Origin of the sequence: Caulobacter sp. NIBR2454, from assembly GCF_027474405.1 — a bacterium.
In the GTDB taxonomy this organism is placed as follows: domain Bacteria; phylum Pseudomonadota; class Alphaproteobacteria; order Caulobacterales; family Caulobacteraceae; genus Caulobacter.
In genome coordinates this window covers 2568047-2584131 of record NZ_CP114871.1, presented here as the reverse complement: position 1 = coordinate 2584131, position 16085 = coordinate 2568047, and the positions used below count along the sequence as shown (strand labels likewise).

General features: G+C 68.3%; 15 protein-coding genes. 5 read left to right on the top strand and 10 right to left on the bottom strand.

The window, feature by feature from the left end; translation table 11 throughout:
- Positions 1–98: 98 nt before the first annotated feature.
- The 5 genes from O5K31_RS12610 to O5K31_RS12590 form a co-directional block, all read right to left on the bottom strand.
- Positions 99–1196: a DUF2336 domain-containing protein gene (locus O5K31_RS12610; RefSeq protein ID WP_269713951.1), complete on the bottom strand. Its 1098-nt coding sequence runs from the start codon at positions 1194–1196 to the stop codon at positions 99–101.
- Positions 1197–1254: 58 nt separating this feature from the next.
- The gene (locus O5K31_RS12605; protein ID WP_269713950.1) at positions 1255–2019 is read right to left on the bottom strand and encodes an ABC transporter permease; all 765 of its coding nucleotides are present in this window, start codon (positions 2017–2019) and stop codon (positions 1255–1257) included.
- Entirely contained in the window at positions 2016–2759 is a 744-nt protein-coding gene (locus tag O5K31_RS12600; protein ID WP_442867712.1) for an ABC transporter ATP-binding protein, read from the bottom strand. The genes O5K31_RS12605 and O5K31_RS12600 overlap by 4 nt, the downstream gene beginning before the upstream one ends.
- A 160-nt stretch (positions 2760–2919) precedes the next feature.
- The gene (locus O5K31_RS12595) at positions 2920–3903 is read right to left on the bottom strand and encodes an ABC transporter substrate-binding protein (RefSeq protein ID WP_269713948.1); all 984 of its coding nucleotides are present in this window, start codon (positions 3901–3903) and stop codon (positions 2920–2922) included.
- A gap of 168 nt (positions 3904–4071) precedes the next feature.
- Entirely contained in the window at positions 4072–6168 is a 2097-nt protein-coding gene (locus tag O5K31_RS12590; RefSeq protein ID WP_269713947.1) for a hybrid sensor histidine kinase/response regulator, read from the bottom strand.
- A gap of 787 nt (positions 6169–6955) precedes the next feature.
- Here O5K31_RS12590 and O5K31_RS12585 point away from each other — a divergent pair.
- Genes O5K31_RS12585 through O5K31_RS12575 form a run of 3 tightly spaced genes read left to right on the top strand, consistent with a single transcriptional unit; the run spans position 6956 to position 9601 of the window.
- Positions 6956–8053 carry a sensor histidine kinase gene (locus tag O5K31_RS12585; protein ID WP_269713946.1) on the top strand — a complete coding sequence of 366 codons (1098 nt, stop codon included), beginning with the start codon at positions 6956–6958 and terminating at the stop codon, positions 8051–8053.
- Between the two features lie 33 nt (positions 8054–8086).
- Positions 8087–8548 carry a response regulator gene (locus O5K31_RS12580; RefSeq protein WP_269713945.1) on the top strand — a complete coding sequence of 154 codons (462 nt, stop codon included), beginning with the start codon at positions 8087–8089 and terminating at the stop codon, positions 8546–8548.
- 39 nt (positions 8549–8587) lie between these two features.
- Positions 8588–9601, top strand: a complete 1014-nt coding sequence (locus O5K31_RS12575; RefSeq protein ID WP_269713944.1) for a 2-hydroxyacid dehydrogenase — start codon at positions 8588–8590, stop codon at positions 9599–9601.
- A gap of 24 nt (positions 9602–9625) precedes the next feature.
- On the opposite strand, the gene O5K31_RS12570 is transcribed toward O5K31_RS12575, so the two are convergent.
- The 4 genes from O5K31_RS12570 to O5K31_RS12555 are packed head-to-tail and all read right to left on the bottom strand — an operon-like array spanning position 9626 to position 12465.
- Complete coding sequence (locus tag O5K31_RS12570; RefSeq protein WP_269713943.1) at positions 9626–10285, bottom strand: DUF2306 domain-containing protein; 660 nt, start codon at positions 10283–10285, stop codon at positions 9626–9628.
- A gap of 24 nt (positions 10286–10309) precedes the next feature.
- The gene (locus O5K31_RS12565) at positions 10310–11224 is read right to left on the bottom strand and encodes a hypothetical protein (protein ID WP_269713942.1); all 915 of its coding nucleotides are present in this window, start codon (positions 11222–11224) and stop codon (positions 10310–10312) included.
- Positions 11221–12093: an ABC transporter ATP-binding protein gene (locus O5K31_RS12560; RefSeq protein ID WP_269713941.1), complete on the bottom strand. Its 873-nt coding sequence runs from the start codon at positions 12091–12093 to the stop codon at positions 11221–11223. Before O5K31_RS12560 ends, O5K31_RS12565 begins: the two co-directional genes overlap by 4 nt.
- A gap of 3 nt (positions 12094–12096) precedes the next feature.
- Positions 12097–12465 (bottom strand): GntR family transcriptional regulator, encoded by a 369-nt coding sequence (locus O5K31_RS12555; RefSeq protein ID WP_269713940.1) that lies wholly within the window; start codon positions 12463–12465, stop codon positions 12097–12099.
- A 160-nt stretch (positions 12466–12625) separates the two neighbouring features.
- Between O5K31_RS12555 and O5K31_RS12550 the strand changes: the two genes are divergently transcribed.
- Together O5K31_RS12550 and O5K31_RS12545 are read left to right on the top strand one after the other, a co-directional pair.
- A complete protein-coding gene (locus O5K31_RS12550) occupies positions 12626–13627 on the top strand; it encodes an alpha/beta fold hydrolase (protein ID WP_269713939.1) in 1002 nt (333 codons plus the stop codon).
- Between the two features lie 21 nt (positions 13628–13648).
- A complete protein-coding gene (locus tag O5K31_RS12545) occupies positions 13649–13945 on the top strand; it encodes a DUF1905 domain-containing protein (RefSeq protein ID WP_269713938.1) in 297 nt (98 codons plus the stop codon).
- A 198-nt stretch (positions 13946–14143) separates the two neighbouring features.
- On the opposite strand, the gene O5K31_RS12540 is transcribed toward O5K31_RS12545, so the two are convergent.
- The gene (locus O5K31_RS12540) at positions 14144–15937 is read right to left on the bottom strand and encodes an ABC-F family ATP-binding cassette domain-containing protein (RefSeq protein WP_269713937.1); all 1794 of its coding nucleotides are present in this window, start codon (positions 15935–15937) and stop codon (positions 14144–14146) included.
- Between the last annotated feature and the right edge of the window lie 148 nt (positions 15938–16085).

Here is a 16085-nt window from a genome sequence, read left to right as displayed (position 1 = left end):
CGTCTGCTTCGCCTTCACGCGGCGAATGTTATCGCTACCATTGCAAGCGAAGCGGCCCCTGGAAAGAGCCTCGCGAAGATCGATCGAGGAAAGCGGCCCTAAGCCGCCTGCACGTCGCCGGTCTGGCGGCGGATGCGCCAGAAGCGCAGGGTCCGCATGGCCGCGTCGTGCGGCAGCTGGGTGTAGAGGTCGCCATATTCCTTGGCCCGCGCCATGGCGTCCGCTTCCGGACCCAGGATCAGGACGGCGAAGGTCAGGAACAGGGTGCGGTCGAACTTGGCCGCCTTGCAGACGATGGCCAGGGCGTCCAGCTCCCGCCGCTCCAGGATGCGGCGCGCGGTGTGGAAGTCGATGTCGGCCAGTTCCGCCAGGGCGACCAGGAACTTGGTGGTCTCGCGGTTGCGCAGCATGGCCGCCAGCACCGGGGCGTCCAGGGCGCCGTCGATGATCAGGCGGCGGACCTCGCGCTCGGCGCGGGCGTGGTCGGCGGGCAGGGCGCCGTCGCTGGCGGCCACGTGCTTGCGGCCGGCGCTCAGGGCCGCTTCCAGGGCGGCGGGGTCGAGCTGGGCGTTGCGCTCCATGATCTGGTCGCGCAGGCGGGCCTCGACCACGAAGTACATTTCGTTCAGCAGATCGATGGGCAGGCTCTTGCGGAACACCACGGCCTCGTGGAGCTCCGGATTGGCGTTGGCGCGGTCGACCACCGTCTCATGCGCGCCGCGCGACAGTTCGGCCGCCTCGTTGCGGACCAGCACGCCCAGCGTCTGGTCGTCGGCGCGCTCCACGATGGCGTCTGACACGGCCATGGTCACGCCGCTCTGGCGCGACGAGATGGCCCGCAGGTGATCCTGGCCCTGGGTGCGGGCCACCTGCAGCAGGTCGTCCTCGGTCAGGGCGTTGCTGCGCGCCAGGATAGGCTCGGCCACGGCGAATTCATCGGCGGCCAGGCCGCGAACCAGGCCCAGGGGCGCGCTGGCGGCGTCGGCCATGCGGCCGGCCAGCTCCACGCGGACCGCCTGCTCCATCTCGCCCGACAGCTGGGTCATGACGTCGTCGAACAGGTCCAGCTCGGCCGCGCCGTGGCTATCGTAGCAGAAGAACAGGTCCGTCAGGCTGCGCAGCAGGTCGCGCCGGCGCTCGCTTGAGGGCTCGTAGGCCAGGTTGATCAGTTCGCTGAGACGGGACGACTGGGCCATGGCCTGCGGGAAGACTGACGGGACAATCTTCAGTAGCGGGCCTTCGCTTAATCCCCGCCTAACGGCCGCGCCACCAGATCAGCGCTTTCTTCTCCACCACCTGCAAAAGCGCGTGCAGACCCGCGCCCATCAGGCCCAGCAGGGCGACGGCGGCGAACATCTTGGCGGTCTGCAGCCTGTTGCCGGCCTCCAGTATGCGCCAGGCCAGGCCTTGCGACCCGCCGGACCCGGCCACGAATTCGGCCACCACCGCCCCGATCAGCGACAGGCCGGCGGCGACCTTCAGCCCTTCCAGCAGGAATGGGACCGCCGACGGCAGACGCAGGCGCAGCAGGGTCTGCAAGGGGCTCGCGCCATACAGCGCGAACAGCCGGCCCAGATCGGGGTCGGCCGACTTCAACCCCGTCAGCGCCCCGGAAAAGATAGGGAAGAACGCCACCACCACCGCCAGGGCCGTGACCGCCCGCTGGGGATGCTCCACCCCCGCCCAGATCACCACCAGCGGGGCGATGGCCACCACCGGGGTCACCTGCAACAGCACCGCCAGCGGCGTGACCGCCCGCTCCACCGTGCGGCTCAGGGCCGTGACCAGGGCCAGGCTCCAGGCGATCAGGGCGGCGATGGCCAGGGCGATCAGCGCCATGGACAGGGTGGCCCAGGCCGACGCCAGCAGGCTGCGCCCGTCCGTGACCAGCGCCGTCAGCACCGCCGACGGCGGCGGCAGGAAATAGGCCGGGATCGCCATGATCCGGCACGCCGCCTCCCATCCCGCCAGCAGCAGGACGGCCAGGATCACGGGCGCCAGCGCGCGGGCGGCGTTCATGCGGCCGCTCCCATGCCCGCCGCCAGTTGATCGGAAATGCACTCCACCGCGTGGCGAAACTCGGGACAGGCGCGCCAGCCGGGCGGATGCGGCCAGGCGCCGGCCAGGCGCGTCTCGCCCACCATGCGGCCGGGCGCGCCGCTCAGCACCACCACGCGCTCGGCCATGTACACGGCCTCCTCGACGCTGTGGGTGACGAAGACCATGGCCGGCTTGAACTCGTCCTGCAGCGCCAGCACGTCATCGGCCAGGGCGCGGCGGGTGATCTCGTCGAGGGCCGCGAACGGCTCATCCAGCAAAAGCAGGCGAGGGCGCACCACCAGCGCCCGCGCCAGCGACACCCGCATGGCCATGCCGCCCGACAGCTGGCAGGGCTTGGCGTTCGCCGCGTCCTTCAAGCCGACCCGGGCCAGGGCCTCGATCGCCGCCGCGCGCGCCGCGCCGCGGTGCGTCCCGGACAATTCCAGCGGCAGGGCGACATTGGCCGCCGCATCCAGCCACGGGGCCAGGGTCGGGGCCTGGAACACCACCGCCGTCTCGCCCCGGTCCGCCGCGCGCCTCACGCTCCCCCGCGTCGGCGCCTCCAGCCCAGCCAGCAGCCGCAAAGCCGTCGACTTCCCACACCCCGAAGGCCCCACCAGCGCCACCCGCTCCCCGGGCGCGATGTCGAGATCGATAGGGCCAAGGGCACGCCCCCGGTTGGGGTAGTCGACCTCGGCGGAATGGAGGGAAGCGATCATCGACATGGCCTCTCGCCTCTCCCCGCCCGCGGGGAGAGGGTAGGGTGAGGGGCCTTGCGGCTATGCAGCCTGAACATCCTTTGTGGGCTGAGGCTCAGCGGCCCCCTCACCCTGACCCTCTCCCCCCGAGGGGGAGAGGCGATCGGATCGGAGCAACCCCTCACTTCGTCGCCGGCAGCAGTTGCAGGGAATACGCCGCCTTGTAGTCCAGGTCCTTGGCGTACACGCCCTGGCTCGCGGCCACTTCGAAGAAGGCCTTCCAGCGTTCGTCGGTCATGGCGCCGATGGGCTCGCCCACGATGGCGTAGGCCCGCATCTTGGCGCGGGCCTGCTCCAGGATGTCGGGGGTCATTTCCGGGTTGTCCTTGATGATCAGCGCATCGCCCGCCGCCGGGTCGCCGAACAGGTACGAGCGCCAGCCCGCGGCCGACGCCTCGTTGAAGGCGCGCACCGCGTCGGGGTTCTTGGCGATCAGGCTGTCGGAGGCGAGCACCATGGCCGCGTAGCCGGGAAAGCCCTCGTCCGCCAGCAGGAACACCTGCGGCTTCAGGCCGGCGGTCTTCTCGATCGTATAGGGCTCGCTGGTCAGATAGCCCTGCTGCACCACCCGCTTGTCGGCCAGGAACGGGGCGGCGTTGAAGGTGTACTTGCGCACCTGCTCGTCGGTGTAGCCGTACTTGGCGCGCAGCCAGACCCAGAAGGCGGTGGTCGAGGCGTCCGACAGCAGGATCGGCCGCCCCTTCAGGTCCGCCAGGCTGTTCAACCCCTGGTCAGGGTGGGCGATCAGCACCTGCGGGTCCTTCTGCATGAAGGCCGAGACGGCTTTGACCGGCACCTTCTCCTGCGCCAGGTTCAGGACGATGAAGCTGTTGGAGCCCATGCCCAGCTCCACCGCGCCGGATGCGATCAGCTGCGGCACGTTCACCCCGGGACCGCCCTGCATGATGGTCACGTCCAGCCCGCGCCTGGCGTACTCGCCGGTAGCCATGGCCTGATAGAACCCGCCCTGTTCGGCCTGGGCCTTCCAGTCGGTGGCGAAACGGATGGTGGTGCGGCCATCCTTGGTTTCACCCTTGTCACCCGGCGAACAGGCGGCGAGCGCGAGGGCGGCGACAGCGGCCGCGACCATTCCAAGCAGCTTCATCGACAAACCCCTCCCATGCGTGGCGCGACGTTATCGCCTCTCCCCACTTGTGGGGAGAGGGTAGGGTGAGGGGATTTCAGAGGATCAGCTTCCACGGCCTGGCGGGTTGATGCGCTGCGCCCCGTCACCCAACCCTCTCCCCAAGGGGAGAGGCGAAGAAAGGGGGCTTTAGGCCGCTTCCGAAGCTTCGCTCTTCATCGGCGCGGCGATCCACCGCCCCACCTTGCTGAACAGGTCCTCGCGGCGGATGGGCTTGGCCACGTGGTCGACCATGCCGGCCTCCAGGCACTTGGCTACGTGTTGGGGCAGGGCGTCGGCGCTCATGGCGATGATCGGCACGCCCGCCGCCGGTCCGTCCAGGCCGCGGATCACGCGGGTGGCCGCCAGCCCGCCCATCCCGGGCATGTGAACATCCATCAGCACAGCGTCGTAATGCTTGGCCGCCACCAGGGCGACGGCCTCCTCGCCGCTGGCGGCGGTGTCCACCACGCAGCCGGCCGCCGACAGCAGGGCCACCCCCACCTCGCGGTTCATGGGGTGATCGTCCACCAGCAGCAGGCGGGCGCTGGCCGGAATGGTCGCGGGCTCCGGCGGGGCGTCGGCGGCCACGCTGGCCACCTTGGCGCGCCAGTCGATCCAGAAGGTCGATCCTGCGCCCAGTTCGCTCATAACCCCGATCTTGCCGCCGGCCAGCTCCACCAGCCCCTTGCAGATCGCCAGGCCCAGGCCCGTGCCGCCATACGAGCGGCCCACCGAGCTGTCGGCCTGCGAGAAGCGGCGGAACAGGTTCTCCTGCGCGCCCGGCGCGATGCCGACCCCGGTGTCGATCACCTCGACCCGCACGTCGTCGAACATGTCGTCGTAAGGCGTCACCCGCACGCGCAGGGTGACCGATCCGCTGGCCGTGAACTTCACGGCGTTGTTGAGCAGGTTCAACAGAACCTGGCGGGCGCGCCGGTCATCCAGGCGGTGGACACGGTCGGGCAGGCCCTGGAAATCAGTCCGCAGCTCCAGCCCCTTGGCCCGCGCGTCGGCGGCGATGATGGCGACGCTGTCCTCCATCAGGCGGCGCAGGTCCACGGCCCGCAGGTCCAGCTCGACCTGGCCAGCCTCCATGCGCGAGAAATCCAGCACGTCGTTGACCACGGTCAGAAGGGACTCGCCGGCCTGATCGATCAGGTCCAGCTGGCGGTTCACATCCGCCGGCAGGTCGTTGCGGTCGCTCAGCAGGCGGGCGAAGCCCAGGATGCTGTTCAGCGGCGTGCGCACCTCGTGGCTCATATTGGCCAGGAACTGGCTCTTGGCCTCGTTGGCGGCCAAGGCCTTGGCGCGGGCCGCCCGGGCGATCCGGTCGCGGCGCACCAGCAGCCGGCGCAGCGACGCCTGCTTGGCCAGCTCCAGCGCGGCGGCCAGGCTGGTGATGAAGACGGTGACGATGAACAGGTGCAGCACCTGCAGGCGATCCACCAGCGCCCAGCGGTCATTGAGCAGCGCCGGCGCGGCCCCCTGCAGCGTCATGGGCAGGGCCACGACCGCCACCACCGCGGCGCCGAACGCCGCCCCGCGCGGACCCAGGCGGAAGGTGGCCAGGATCAGGGCCGGGAAGATCAGGAACGACAGGGGCGAGTCCGACTCCAGAAAGGCCAGGAACACCACCCCCGCCAGCCCCGCATAGAAGGCCAGGTGCTCGCCCATGGACCGCGCGAAGTCGCGGTTATGGCGCGTGTTCAGGATGACCATGGTCGCCGGCAGGGTCATGCACACCCCCAGCAGGTCGGCGAAGAACCACACCCGGTACGAGATCAGGAACTCGCGCCCGAAGAACAGAACATTGGCCACCCCCGCCAGGGCCCCGACGATCGCCACCGCCGGCAGGGCCGCGAAGGCCAGCAGCACCAGCACGTCACGGATGCTTTTCAGCCGAAGCGCCGAACTGCAGAACCGCCGCGCGAACCACACCGCGATCAGGGTCTCGATCAGGTCCAGGCTGGGATAGACGATCATCGCCTTCAGCGACCGGCCGGTGAACAGGTCCACCATCACGTCGCCGAACATCGACAGGACCAGCATCACCAGGCCCCAGCGGGGCCGCAGGGCCAGCAGGCCGCCGATCAGCAGGCCGTTGCCCAGCCAGATGGTCGGCACCCCGGTGACGTCGTTGATGACCTTGGTCAGGACCGCGGACACAGTGAAAACGGCCGCCAGCGCGCATGCGCAGACAGCCTGCTCCCGTTCATCCCGTTGCAGATCCAGCCATGCGGCCATGGACGCGCCATTCCTCGTTTTCAGGCGGGAGAATGACTCCGAAAGGGCGCCGCCCGGTTAACATCCCGACGATTTTTGAAGGCGCGCGCAGGACGAACGCAGGGCCAGCTTCGCGGCGAGGCCGGCGGCGCCCTAGGTCGCTGGAATTTGGGAAAACGGCAGCCTGAAATGAGCAAGGGGGCGGCGCTTCCGGTCGCCCGGCGGCGTCGCCCCCTTAACCCAGGTCCCGTGAAAGACCTGCACCGAGAGGGGGCTGCTTGCGAGGCGGTCGCCGCGTCGCCCGAAGGCGTCTTGGTCTCCGTCTCGAAGTCCGTTCCTTGGGAAGCGGGTTCCGTCCGGGATTGCGCCCTTCAGGTTCCGTGCTCTTGCGGTCCGGCTGGCGGTTTCGAAGTCTCCGGGTCGCCCCGTCGTCTCCGGCTCCGTCAGTGCCTCTCGACGGGTTGACTGTGCTCCGGGACCGGGTATGTAGCAACCGCCCGAAACCGTGCCGCTGTGCAGGACTCGGTGCGCAAGCTGTGGAAAAGGCGGGGAAATTCCGCCAATTCACAAATCTTTCCAAAAACTTAACGTTGTCCACAGGTTTGCTTTCGCGCGCCTTATCCCTTCGATTTCGGCCGCAACCTTTGATAGAAAGCAAGCTTCACCGCAGCTTCCGCGAATAGCTGACGACCAGCGCGAAGACCGTGCTACCTTGGTGCAGTAAAGGGCACGCTCTCTTTGCGCGATCTGCCCCGGCCCCGGCTACGGTTCGCGATCCGCGGGCCTCCGGTTGTTTGAAAGGCCGTCTATGACCGGCCGACCCCTGATCGAGCTGGAAGACGCGGCGCTCAGCCTGACCATGGCTGTCCTCAAGGCCTCGCCGTCACCCCTGCTGTTGCTGGACGGAGCTCTGGGCGTCGTGGCCGCGAGCCGGTCATTCTGCGACGCCTTTGACCTCGACCCCGCGACCACGGCGGATCAGTCGATCTTCGCGCTCGGCGCGGGGGAATGGGACGTGGTCCAGCTTCGCGCCCTGCTGGAGGCGACCGCCGCCGGCGCGGCCGAGGTCGACGCCTACGAGATGGAGCTGAAGCGGCGGGGGCGCCCGACCCGCCAACTCATCATCCGCGCGCGGAGCCTGATCTATCAGGACCTCACCCAGCAGCGGCTGCTGGTGGCGGTCGCCGACATCACCGACGCCCGGGCCGGCGAACGGGAGAAGGACGCCGCGATCGAGCGGGTCGGCGTGCTCCTGCGCGAGGTGCGGCACAGGGTGGCCAACAGCCTGCAGATCATCTCCAGCGTGCTGCTTCAGAACGCCAAACGGACCAAGTCGGACGAGACGCGGGGTCATCTGAAGGACGCGCATCATCGGGTGATGTCCGTCGCCGCCCTGGAGCGCCAGCTGTCCGAGGCGGAGACCGGCGGCGAGGAGGATGTCGAGCTGGGCGCCTACTTCACCCGGCTGTGCGACAGCATCGCGGGGTCGATGATCGGCGAGGGCGATCCCATATCCCTGGTGGTCACGGGCGGCGGGGTCGTGGCGTCTCGCATCTCGATCAACCTTGGCCTGATCGTCACCGAGCTTGTGATCAACGCCCTCAAGCACGCATTCCCTCCCGGCCGGCCGGGAAAGGTCACGATCGCCTATCAGGCGCGCGGCCCCAACTGGACGCTTTCGGTCTCGGATGACGGCGTGGGGATGCCGCCCGACCGGTCGCTGGTCACGCCAGGCCTCGGAACCAGCATCGTCCAGGCTCTGGCCAAGCAGCTGGAGGCGACGGTCGAAGTCGGCTCGGCGGCCCCGGGCGTCAGGGTCTCCATCGACCATACCCAGATCGCCCTTCTCGGCGAGACGGACGACGCGGCCCCGTCCGGTGTCGCGCTTGAACGGCCGGCGGCTTAGTCGGCTGCCCAGAGTGACGGAAAGTAACAGCGTATGAAGGCTCACCCGGAAGCCCGGCGTGGCAAGACCCTGATGATCGTCGAGGACGAGGTTCTCGTCGCCATGACCCTCAGGGATGAACTGGAAGCCGCCGGTTATCGCGTGCTGGATCTCACCGACCGCCACAACGAGGCCTTGGAGAGCGCGCGCGAACATCGCCCCGACCTCGCGCTGGTGAACATCCGGCTGGCGGGACGTGACGATGGTATCGCCCTGGCCGAAAGCCTCAAGGAACTGAACATCCCGGTGCTGTTGATCAGCGGACAGGTCAGCCGGGCTCGCTCGGCGCAGACCGTGGCGATCGGCTCCATGCCCAAGCCCTACAGCCCGGAGGAGATGGTCAAGGCGGTGGCTTATCTGCTGGCCCGGCTGGAGGGTGACGAGACCCTGGCCTGCCCGACAGGGCTGGAGGTCTTTGACCTGCCTGGCCAAGGAGGCGTTGCCCCCGCGGCCTGACCCCCCTTTACTCGACGTCTTTCCGGCAGGGAGTTGAACATGCGCGTGGCCGTTTTCAGCGCCAAGGCCTACGACCATCGCTTCCTGACCGAGGCCAACGACCGGTTCGGCCATGAACTGACCTTTCTGGAGCCGCGCCTGGAGGCCGCCACCGTTCCCCTGGCCAGGGGGTTCGAGGCGGTCTGCGTCTTCGTCAACGACCGCCTGGACGCCCAGGTCCTGGCCCTGCTGGCGGGGCAGGGGGTGCGGATCGTCGCCCTGCGCTGCGCCGGGTACAACAATGTCGATCTCGCCGCCGCCGAGCGTCTGGGGATCGCGGTGGTCCGCGTGCCGGCCTATTCGCCCCATGCGGTGGCCGAGTTCACCCTGGGCCTGCTGCTGTCCATGGACCGCAAGATCCACCGGGCCTGGGCGCGGGTGCGCGAGAACAACTTCGCCCTCGACGGCCTGATTGGCCGCAACCTGCATGGCCGCACGGCGGGCGTGGTCGGAACCGGCCGGATCGGGGCGTTGGTGGCCCGCGCCCTGAAGCTGGGCTTCGGCTGCGAGGTGCTGGCCGCCGACATCCGCCGCGACCCGGAGCTGGAGGCGCTGGGCGTGACCTATGTGGACCGCGCCGAGCTGCTGGAGCGCTCGCAGATCATCACCCTGCATTGCCCCCTGACCCCCGAAACCCGCCACCTGATCGACGCGTCCATGATCGCGCGGGCGCGGCCGGGGGTGATGATCGTCAACACCAGCCGGGGCGCGCTGATCGACACCGCGGCCCTGATCGACGGGCTGAAGGCGGGCAAGGTCGGGGGCGTGGCCCTGGACGTCTATGAGCAGGAGGCCGACCTGTTCTTCGAGGACCTGTCCAGCGAGATCATCCAAGACGATCTGTTCCAGCGGCTGCTGACCTTCCCCAATGTCCTCGTCACCGGGCACCAGGCGTTCCTGACCGAAGAGGCCCTGTCGGCCATCGCCGAGACCACCCTGCAAAGCCTGTCTGACGCCCAGGCCGGACGCCCGCTGGACAACCGCGTCGAAGCCGCCGCGGTGACCGCGCGATAGGCGTTCGGCAAAGGCCCTCAACCCCTACGCCGCCGCCACGCGCCGCCGACGGGGCCAGGTGCGCTGGATCAGCCAGAACAGGGTCGCGCCGAGGGCGAGGATCGCAGGAACGCCGACCAGGACGGTGCCTTGTATGGGCTTGGGCAGATACTCCTGCTGGCCGACGAAGAAGGCCAGGATCGCCAGGGTGAAGGCGACGCCCATCCGCCAGAGATGCCGGGCCAGCCGGCCGCCAGGCGTGAGGCCGCCGGCGCGGATCATGTTGAGGTCGCCGACCGCCGCGATCAGGGCGAGGGCGGCGAAGATATAGACGATCTGAAACCCGCCGACGGTCGCCGCCAACCATGCCGCCGCGGCCAAGATGGCGACCGGACCGGCCAGGGCGGCGATCTCGAAGCGGCCGACCTGTCCGGGGCGGCGCCGGGCCGCGACCCAGGCGGTGGCCACCAGATAGAAGCTGAAGATCCCCGCGATGGTGTTGGTCCAGCGGCCCGTTTCCCGGAAGGGGGCGAGGATCGCGCCCGAGCCGGCCATGATCAGCATGGAGACGAAGAACGCCTGCCCGGCCAGACGGTGAATGCGGGCGCCCTTTCGAGCGGTCATCGAGAAGAGACCAGAGACGAGGCCGACGCTTCCCGCCGCGATGTGGATGGCCAAAAGGATGGCCTGAAGTCGCTGGTCCATGAGTTGCTCCCCCTCCAGCTCGGATCAGATCGGTTCGCGATGGCGGCGCAGCCAGGCCGCGCCAGCCAGCATCGCGGCGGCGAGGACGAGGCCGATCCACAGGTTAGGGTCGGCCAGCATGGACGTGATGTTGACGTCTTCCATGCCGCGGATGGGGCGGGCGCCAGCGCCGCTTATGCTGAAGGTGTGGGCCATGCCGCCGAACAGGCGGGTGTTGAGGAAGTGGAGGACGTGGCTGGTGTCGAGCACCATCCGCTCCAGGATTCCCAGCATGACCGGCGGGAAGATGGCCCAAAGAAAGGGCACGCGCTTGGCCCAGGCCGAGACCAGGATCAGCCAGGCCACGATGGGGGCGTTCCACAGCGCCAGGAACGGAAGGCTGTAGGCCGTCACCAGCCACATGAAGCCGGGGAAGGCGTTGGTCCAGAACAGCACCGGGCTGGTGTTGGACAGCAGCACGGCGATCGTGCCCCAGATCAGCATGGCCAGATGTGTCGCCAGGATGATGCCGAACACCGCCACGGGCTGGACCAGCAGAGGCACGGCGGCCTTCGACAGGACCGATGTGAGATCCGAGACCGGGAGCGATTTCCAGAACAGGATGCTGCGGTCGCGGCGTTCGTTGTACAGGCTGCCCAGGCAATAATAGGCGCCGGCCAGAAGCGCGGCCACGAAGCTGGCCCCGGCCGAGACGGCGTAGGGCAGCATCAGTCGGTTGGCGGCGCCGGTGCTTCCGGCCTCCGCCTCGCGGACGCGTTCGGCAAGGCCGAAGGAGCCGAGGACGAAGCCCAGGAACACCAGGGCGGCCACGGCGGCCGGGGCGATCCAGATCGCCTTGTGCTCCCAAAGCTCTCGGCGCAGCGACCACAGGAACGGGCGGACCGGCAGGGGGCCGAAGCGCGGAGCTTCGGGGATCATGTCGTCGAGGGGGAGGCTCATGCGGCGCTTCCTTGCGCACGGGGGCGCGGGGTCATGATGGCTACGAAGAGATCGGCCAGGCCGGGCGTGCGCACGTCGCCGAGCTTGGCGAGTTTGGCGCGGTCGGCGCGGTCGAAGATCATCAGGCTGCGGCCAAAGGCCTGGCGCTCGTGGATAGGGCCAAGGGCCCTTGCGGCGTCGGCCTTGTCGGGGGCGACCATCACCTCGTGGAAGCGGGTCTCCAGGTCCTCCATGGGGCTGTCGAGGGCGATGCGGCCCTTATCGATGAACACCACGTCGGTCAGGATGTGCTCGATCTCCTCCACCTGGTGGGTGGAGACGATGATGGTGCGGCCGCCGTCGAAATAGTCGTTCAGCAGGCTGTCGTAGAAGGCCTTGCGATAGAGCAGATCCAGTCCCAGCGTCGGCTCGTCCAGCACCAGCAGGCGGGCGTCGACGGCCATGATCAGAGCCAGGTGCAGCTGGGCGACCATGCCCTTGGACAGCTCGCGCACCTTGCTGGCCGGCTTGATGGTGGTCTTGGCCAGGAAGGCCTCGGCCTTCGCCCGGTCGAAGCGGGGGTGGACGCCAGCCATGTAGTCGACGGCTTGCGTGACCTTCATCCAGCGGGGCAGGACAGCGACGTCGGCGATGAAGCAGACGTCGCTCATCAGGGCGTCGCGCTCGGTCCACGGATCGCGGCCGAGGACCTTGAGCGAGCCTTCGAAGGGAATGAGGCCGAGCATGGCCATCAGGGCCGAGCTCTTGCCCGCCCCGTTGGGGCCGATCAGGCCCAAGATGCGGCCCTGTTCGACGGTCAGGTCGATACCGTCCAGGGCGACGGTGGATTTGTAGGCCTTGCGCAGGCCGCGGGCTTGGATGCAGGCCATGGGTCAGCCTCCCTTGCGTGTGTAGGGGGCGACGTTGAGCAGGTCCTGGGTCAGGCCCAGGCGCTGGATGGTAGCGTGGATTTCAGGCCACTGTTCGGTCAGGAACTTGCGGCGTTCGGCTTCGAGCAGCGCGTCGCGGGCGCCGGCTTTGACGAACATGCCGAGCCCCCGGCGCTTCTCGACCAGGTCCTCGTCGGCCAGGCCCTGATAGGCCTTGAGCACGGTCAGCGGATTGACCCGGCTGTCGGCGGCCACGTTACGCACGGACGGCAAGGGATCGCCCTCCTTGAGCAGGTCGTCGAGGATCATCGCGACGACCCGGTCGCGGATCTGCCGGTAAATCGGCTGGCTGTCGTTCCATTCTGGATTCATCGTCCGTTCCGAGAGGCCGCATGGAATGTCGCAGCCGATGTGGTGTTATATTCAACTATAACACCAAACCGCAAGATGATTTTGAAATCAGACTTGAGCGCGCGATTGACGGGAGAGCGTGCGGCCCTTGGAGTGGCCCTGATCCAACTGGAGATCGTTTATGCTGCGTCGGCTCGCCCTACCGTTCCTCGCTTGGCTGGTCCTTGGTCCAACGACCGTCAATGCAGAGATCGCCGATGTCCTCGGCCCCAACTACGTCGAGTTGGAGAACGGTCGGCGGCTGAACCTGAATTGCGTGGGCGCGGGGTCGCCGACCGTAGTGTTCGAACAAGGCGGCGAGGGCGCGATCGTCAATTGGCGCGAGCTCCAGCCTGAGATTTCGAAGCTGACCCGCACCTGCTTCTACGACAGGGCCGGTTTCGGATTCAGCGATCCGCCGAAGAAGCCGGTCAACGGCCTGAACGCCACGGACGATCTACGGGTGCTCCTTCGCAAAGCGGGCATCAAGACTCCGATCATCATCGTGGGCCACTCCATGGGCGGGTTCTACGCCACGCTCTACGCCAGCCGCTTCCCGAGGGAGGTTGCGGGGCTGGTGCTAGTCGATCCGGGCTTCGCCGGGCAGTTCGATCCTCGTGATCCAGAGCAGCGACGTCGTGAGCTGGCGGCGATTAATTCGGGATACGACTGGTTGGCTGGCTGCGCCGAAAAGGCCCGTCGAGGGGAGCTCAGCGAAGAGGCATCCCACGGATGCTTCAAGATACCGCCGAACCGGGCCCCGGCGGAAAAGGCCTATCTTCTGCACATGCATAGTCGGCCGGCCTGGTACGAGGCGGAGGCTAGCCAGTCGCGCAACTACTTCCCGTCGAAGGTCGGCGAAGAACCGCTTAGCTGGCGACAGGCGAGAGCCGCGCGGCGGTCCTTCGGCGACATGCCCGTGGTGGTCCTCAGCGCTGGCGTGGTCGGCAGGGAGAAAGCCCATAGCGACGAAGGCTACGCCGAGTTTGTTGAACATTGGCGGGCCGGCCATCGCGAGTTGGCCGCTAGATCTAGCCGCGGCGAGATGATCGTGGTTCCGGAGGCCAAGCACTTCATTCAGCGTGACAAGCCGGGCGTGGTGATCGAGGCCTTGGGGCGCGTGCTCGAAGCAGCGCGACGCTAACTGACCAAAGGGGATAGAGGCGTGCGCTACGAATTCGAGACGGAGCTTTGGATCTGGCCGGGGGAGAAGGCGACCTGGCATTTCGTCAGTCTGCCACAGGAGCTGACGGCGGGGATAAAGACCCTGCGAGGGCCGAACTCGCGCGGCTGGGGGTCCATGCGGGTGCGGGCGAGCATCGGCGAGGTGGTGTGGTCCACGTCCATCTTCCCGGGCGGGAAGTCGGGGGCGTTCCTGCTGCCGGTGAAGGCGTCCGTGCGGCGGGCGGCGGGGATCGCGGCGGGGGATCGGGTGGCGGTGGTGGTGGAGTTGGAGATGTAGGGGGTTCGCCTCTCCCCACTTGTGGGGAGAGGGCAGGGTGAGGGGCTTGGGCGGATCGGCGTCTGGCGCCTTGCAGGATGAAGTTCAGCGGCCCCCTCACCCAACCCTCTCCCCCTGAGGGGGAGAGGCGAAGGGATATTCAGTCGGCCGGCGCTGTCACCCTCACCCCTGCCCCTCTCCCATCGAGGGAGAGGGGTTCTAGCTTCCCGCCAGCGCTTCCCGCTTCTCCTCCAACTCCAGCCACTCTTCCTCGGCGGCGGCGAGTTGGGCTCGGGCGGCGTCGGCGGCTTTCATGGTCTTGTCGAAGGTGGCGGGGTCGCGAGTGTAGAGGTTGGGATCGCCGAGCTTTTCATCCAGCGCCGCGATGTCGCCGGGGAGCTTGGCGACCAGGGCTTCGAGCTCTTCGAGGCGGCGCTGGTCCTTGTAGGACAGCTTCACCGACTTCTTGGGCTCGGCGCGGGCGGCGGGCGCGGCGGCTTTCGGCGCGGCGGCGGCTTTGGGCTCGTCGAAGAAGGTCGGGTTCTGGCGCGTGAAGTCGGACCAGCCGCCGGGGGTCTCCACCGCGTTTCCGCGACCGTCGAGGGCGATGGTCGAGGTGGCCAGGCGGTCGATGAAGTCGCGGTCGTGGCTGACCAGGATCAGGGTGCCGTCATAGTCGGCCAGCAGGTCCTCAAGCAGGTCGAGGGTGTCCATGTCCAGATCGTTGGTCGGCTCGTCCAGGATCATCAGATTGGCGGCGTTGGCCAGGGCGCGGGCCAGCAGCAGACGGTTGCGCTCGCCCCCCGACAGGCTGGCGACGGGCTGGCGAAGCTGGCTGTCCTTGAACAGAAACTCCTTGGCGTAGGCGGCCACGTGGCGGGGCGAGCCGCGCACCAGAAGCTGGTCGCCGCCGCCGGGCGCCAGAATCTCCCACAGGGTCTCGTCGCCGGACAGGGCGGCGCGGGACTGGTCCAGATAGGCGACCTCGAGCCCCGAGCCGAGTTTCACCTCGCCCGAGTCCACCGGGATTTCGCCCAGCAGCATCTTGAGCATGGTGGTCTTGCCGGCGCCGTTGGGGCCGACGATGGCGACGCGGTCGCCGCGCAGGATGCGGGTGGAGAAGTCGTTCAGCAGCACGCGCTCGCCGAAGGCCTTGCTGATCTTCTTGGCCTCGATCACCCGCGTGCCGGAAACGGCGGCGGTCTCAAGACCCATGGAGAGGGTCCCGCGCTGATCCTTCAGGCGCTCGGTCTTGGCCTCGCGCATGGCGACCAGGCGACGGCGGCGGCCCTCGTTGCGGGCGCGGCGGGCGGTGACGCCGCGGGCCATCCAGTGGTTCTCGCGCTCGATGGCCTTGTCCAGACGACGGGCCTCGTCGTCCTCGGCGGCCTGGATCTGCTCGGCCCACTCGTCGAAGTGGGCGAAGCCGCGGTCGAGGCGGCGGACCTTGCGGTGCTCCAGCCAGAAGCAGCGCTGGGTGACGCGGGTCAGGAAGGCGCGGTCGTGGCTGATGATCAGGGCCGCGGCGCGGCAGGCCAGAAGTTGCTCCTCCAGGATCTGGATCGCGAAGATGTCCAGGTGGTTGGTGGGCTCGTCCAGCAGGATGACGTCGGGCTGTTCGGCGAAGGCGCGGGCCAGGGCGACCTTGCGCGTTTCGCCGCCGGACAGCCCTTGAGCGGACTTGGCCGGGTCCATGCCGAAGGCCTGGAGCGCGGCCTCGGCCTCGTAATGCGCGGCGCCGCCGGCGACAGCGTAGTCGAGCAGGGTCTCGCCGGTGATCGGCGGCTCCTGGGCCACCACGCTGATGCGGGCGCCGGGGGTGACGGCGCGGTCGCCGGCGTCGGCCTCGACCATGCCGGCGAGGATCTTGAGCAGGGTCGACTTGCCGGCCCCGTTGCGGCCCACCAGGCAGGCGCGGGCGCGCGGCTCCAGCGACAGGTCCACGCCGTCGAACAGCATCTTGGCGCCGTCAGCGAGACGGACGTCTTTCAGGGCGAGGACGGGGGGACGCATCTAGGCTTTGAACTCACAAGTCGGATCGGGCGCCAGCCTTTACATCATCCGCTCACCCCGGCGAAGGCCGGGGCCCAGATGAAGCCTGCTGACGTCGTGGATGAATCTGGGTCCCGGCCTTCGCCGGGATGACAGATATTATATAAAT

Bases quoted from the DNA above. Each gene is read 5' to 3' on its own strand.
- O5K31_RS12610 (WP_269713951.1), bottom strand. From the start codon at position 1,196: ATGGCCCAGTCGTCCCGTCTCAGCGAACTGATCAACCTGGCCTACGAG.
- O5K31_RS12555 (WP_269713940.1), bottom strand. From the start codon at position 12,465: ATGAATCCAGAATGGAACGACAGCCAGCCGATTTACCGGCAGATCCGC.
- O5K31_RS12605 (WP_269713950.1), bottom strand. From the start codon at position 2,019: ATGAACGCCGCCCGCGCGCTGGCGCCCGTGATCCTGGCCGTCCTGCTG.
- O5K31_RS12550 (WP_269713939.1), top strand. From the start codon at position 12,626: ATGCTGCGTCGGCTCGCCCTACCGTTCCTCGCTTGGCTGGTCCTTGGT.
- O5K31_RS12575 (WP_269713944.1), top strand. From the start codon at position 8,588: ATGCGCGTGGCCGTTTTCAGCGCCAAGGCCTACGACCATCGCTTCCTG.
- O5K31_RS12570 (WP_269713943.1), bottom strand. From the start codon at position 10,285: ATGGACCAGCGACTTCAGGCCATCCTTTTGGCCATCCACATCGCGGCG.
- O5K31_RS12580 (WP_269713945.1), top strand. From the start codon at position 8,087: ATGAAGGCTCACCCGGAAGCCCGGCGTGGCAAGACCCTGATGATCGTC.
- O5K31_RS12590 (WP_269713947.1), bottom strand. From the start codon at position 6,168: ATGGCCGCATGGCTGGATCTGCAACGGGATGAACGGGAGCAGGCTGTC.
- O5K31_RS12565 (WP_269713942.1), bottom strand. From the start codon at position 11,224: ATGAGCCTCCCCCTCGACGACATGATCCCCGAAGCTCCGCGCTTCGGC.
- O5K31_RS12600 (WP_442867712.1), bottom strand. From the start codon at position 2,759: ATGATCGCTTCCCTCCATTCCGCCGAGGTCGACTACCCCAACCGGGGG.
- O5K31_RS12540 (WP_269713937.1), bottom strand. From the start codon at position 15,937: ATGCGTCCCCCCGTCCTCGCCCTGAAAGACGTCCGTCTCGCTGACGGC.
- O5K31_RS12560 (WP_269713941.1), bottom strand. From the start codon at position 12,093: ATGGCCTGCATCCAAGCCCGCGGCCTGCGCAAGGCCTACAAATCCACC.
- O5K31_RS12595 (WP_269713948.1), bottom strand. From the start codon at position 3,903: ATGAAGCTGCTTGGAATGGTCGCGGCCGCTGTCGCCGCCCTCGCGCTC.
- O5K31_RS12585 (WP_269713946.1), top strand. From the start codon at position 6,956: ATGACCGGCCGACCCCTGATCGAGCTGGAAGACGCGGCGCTCAGCCTG.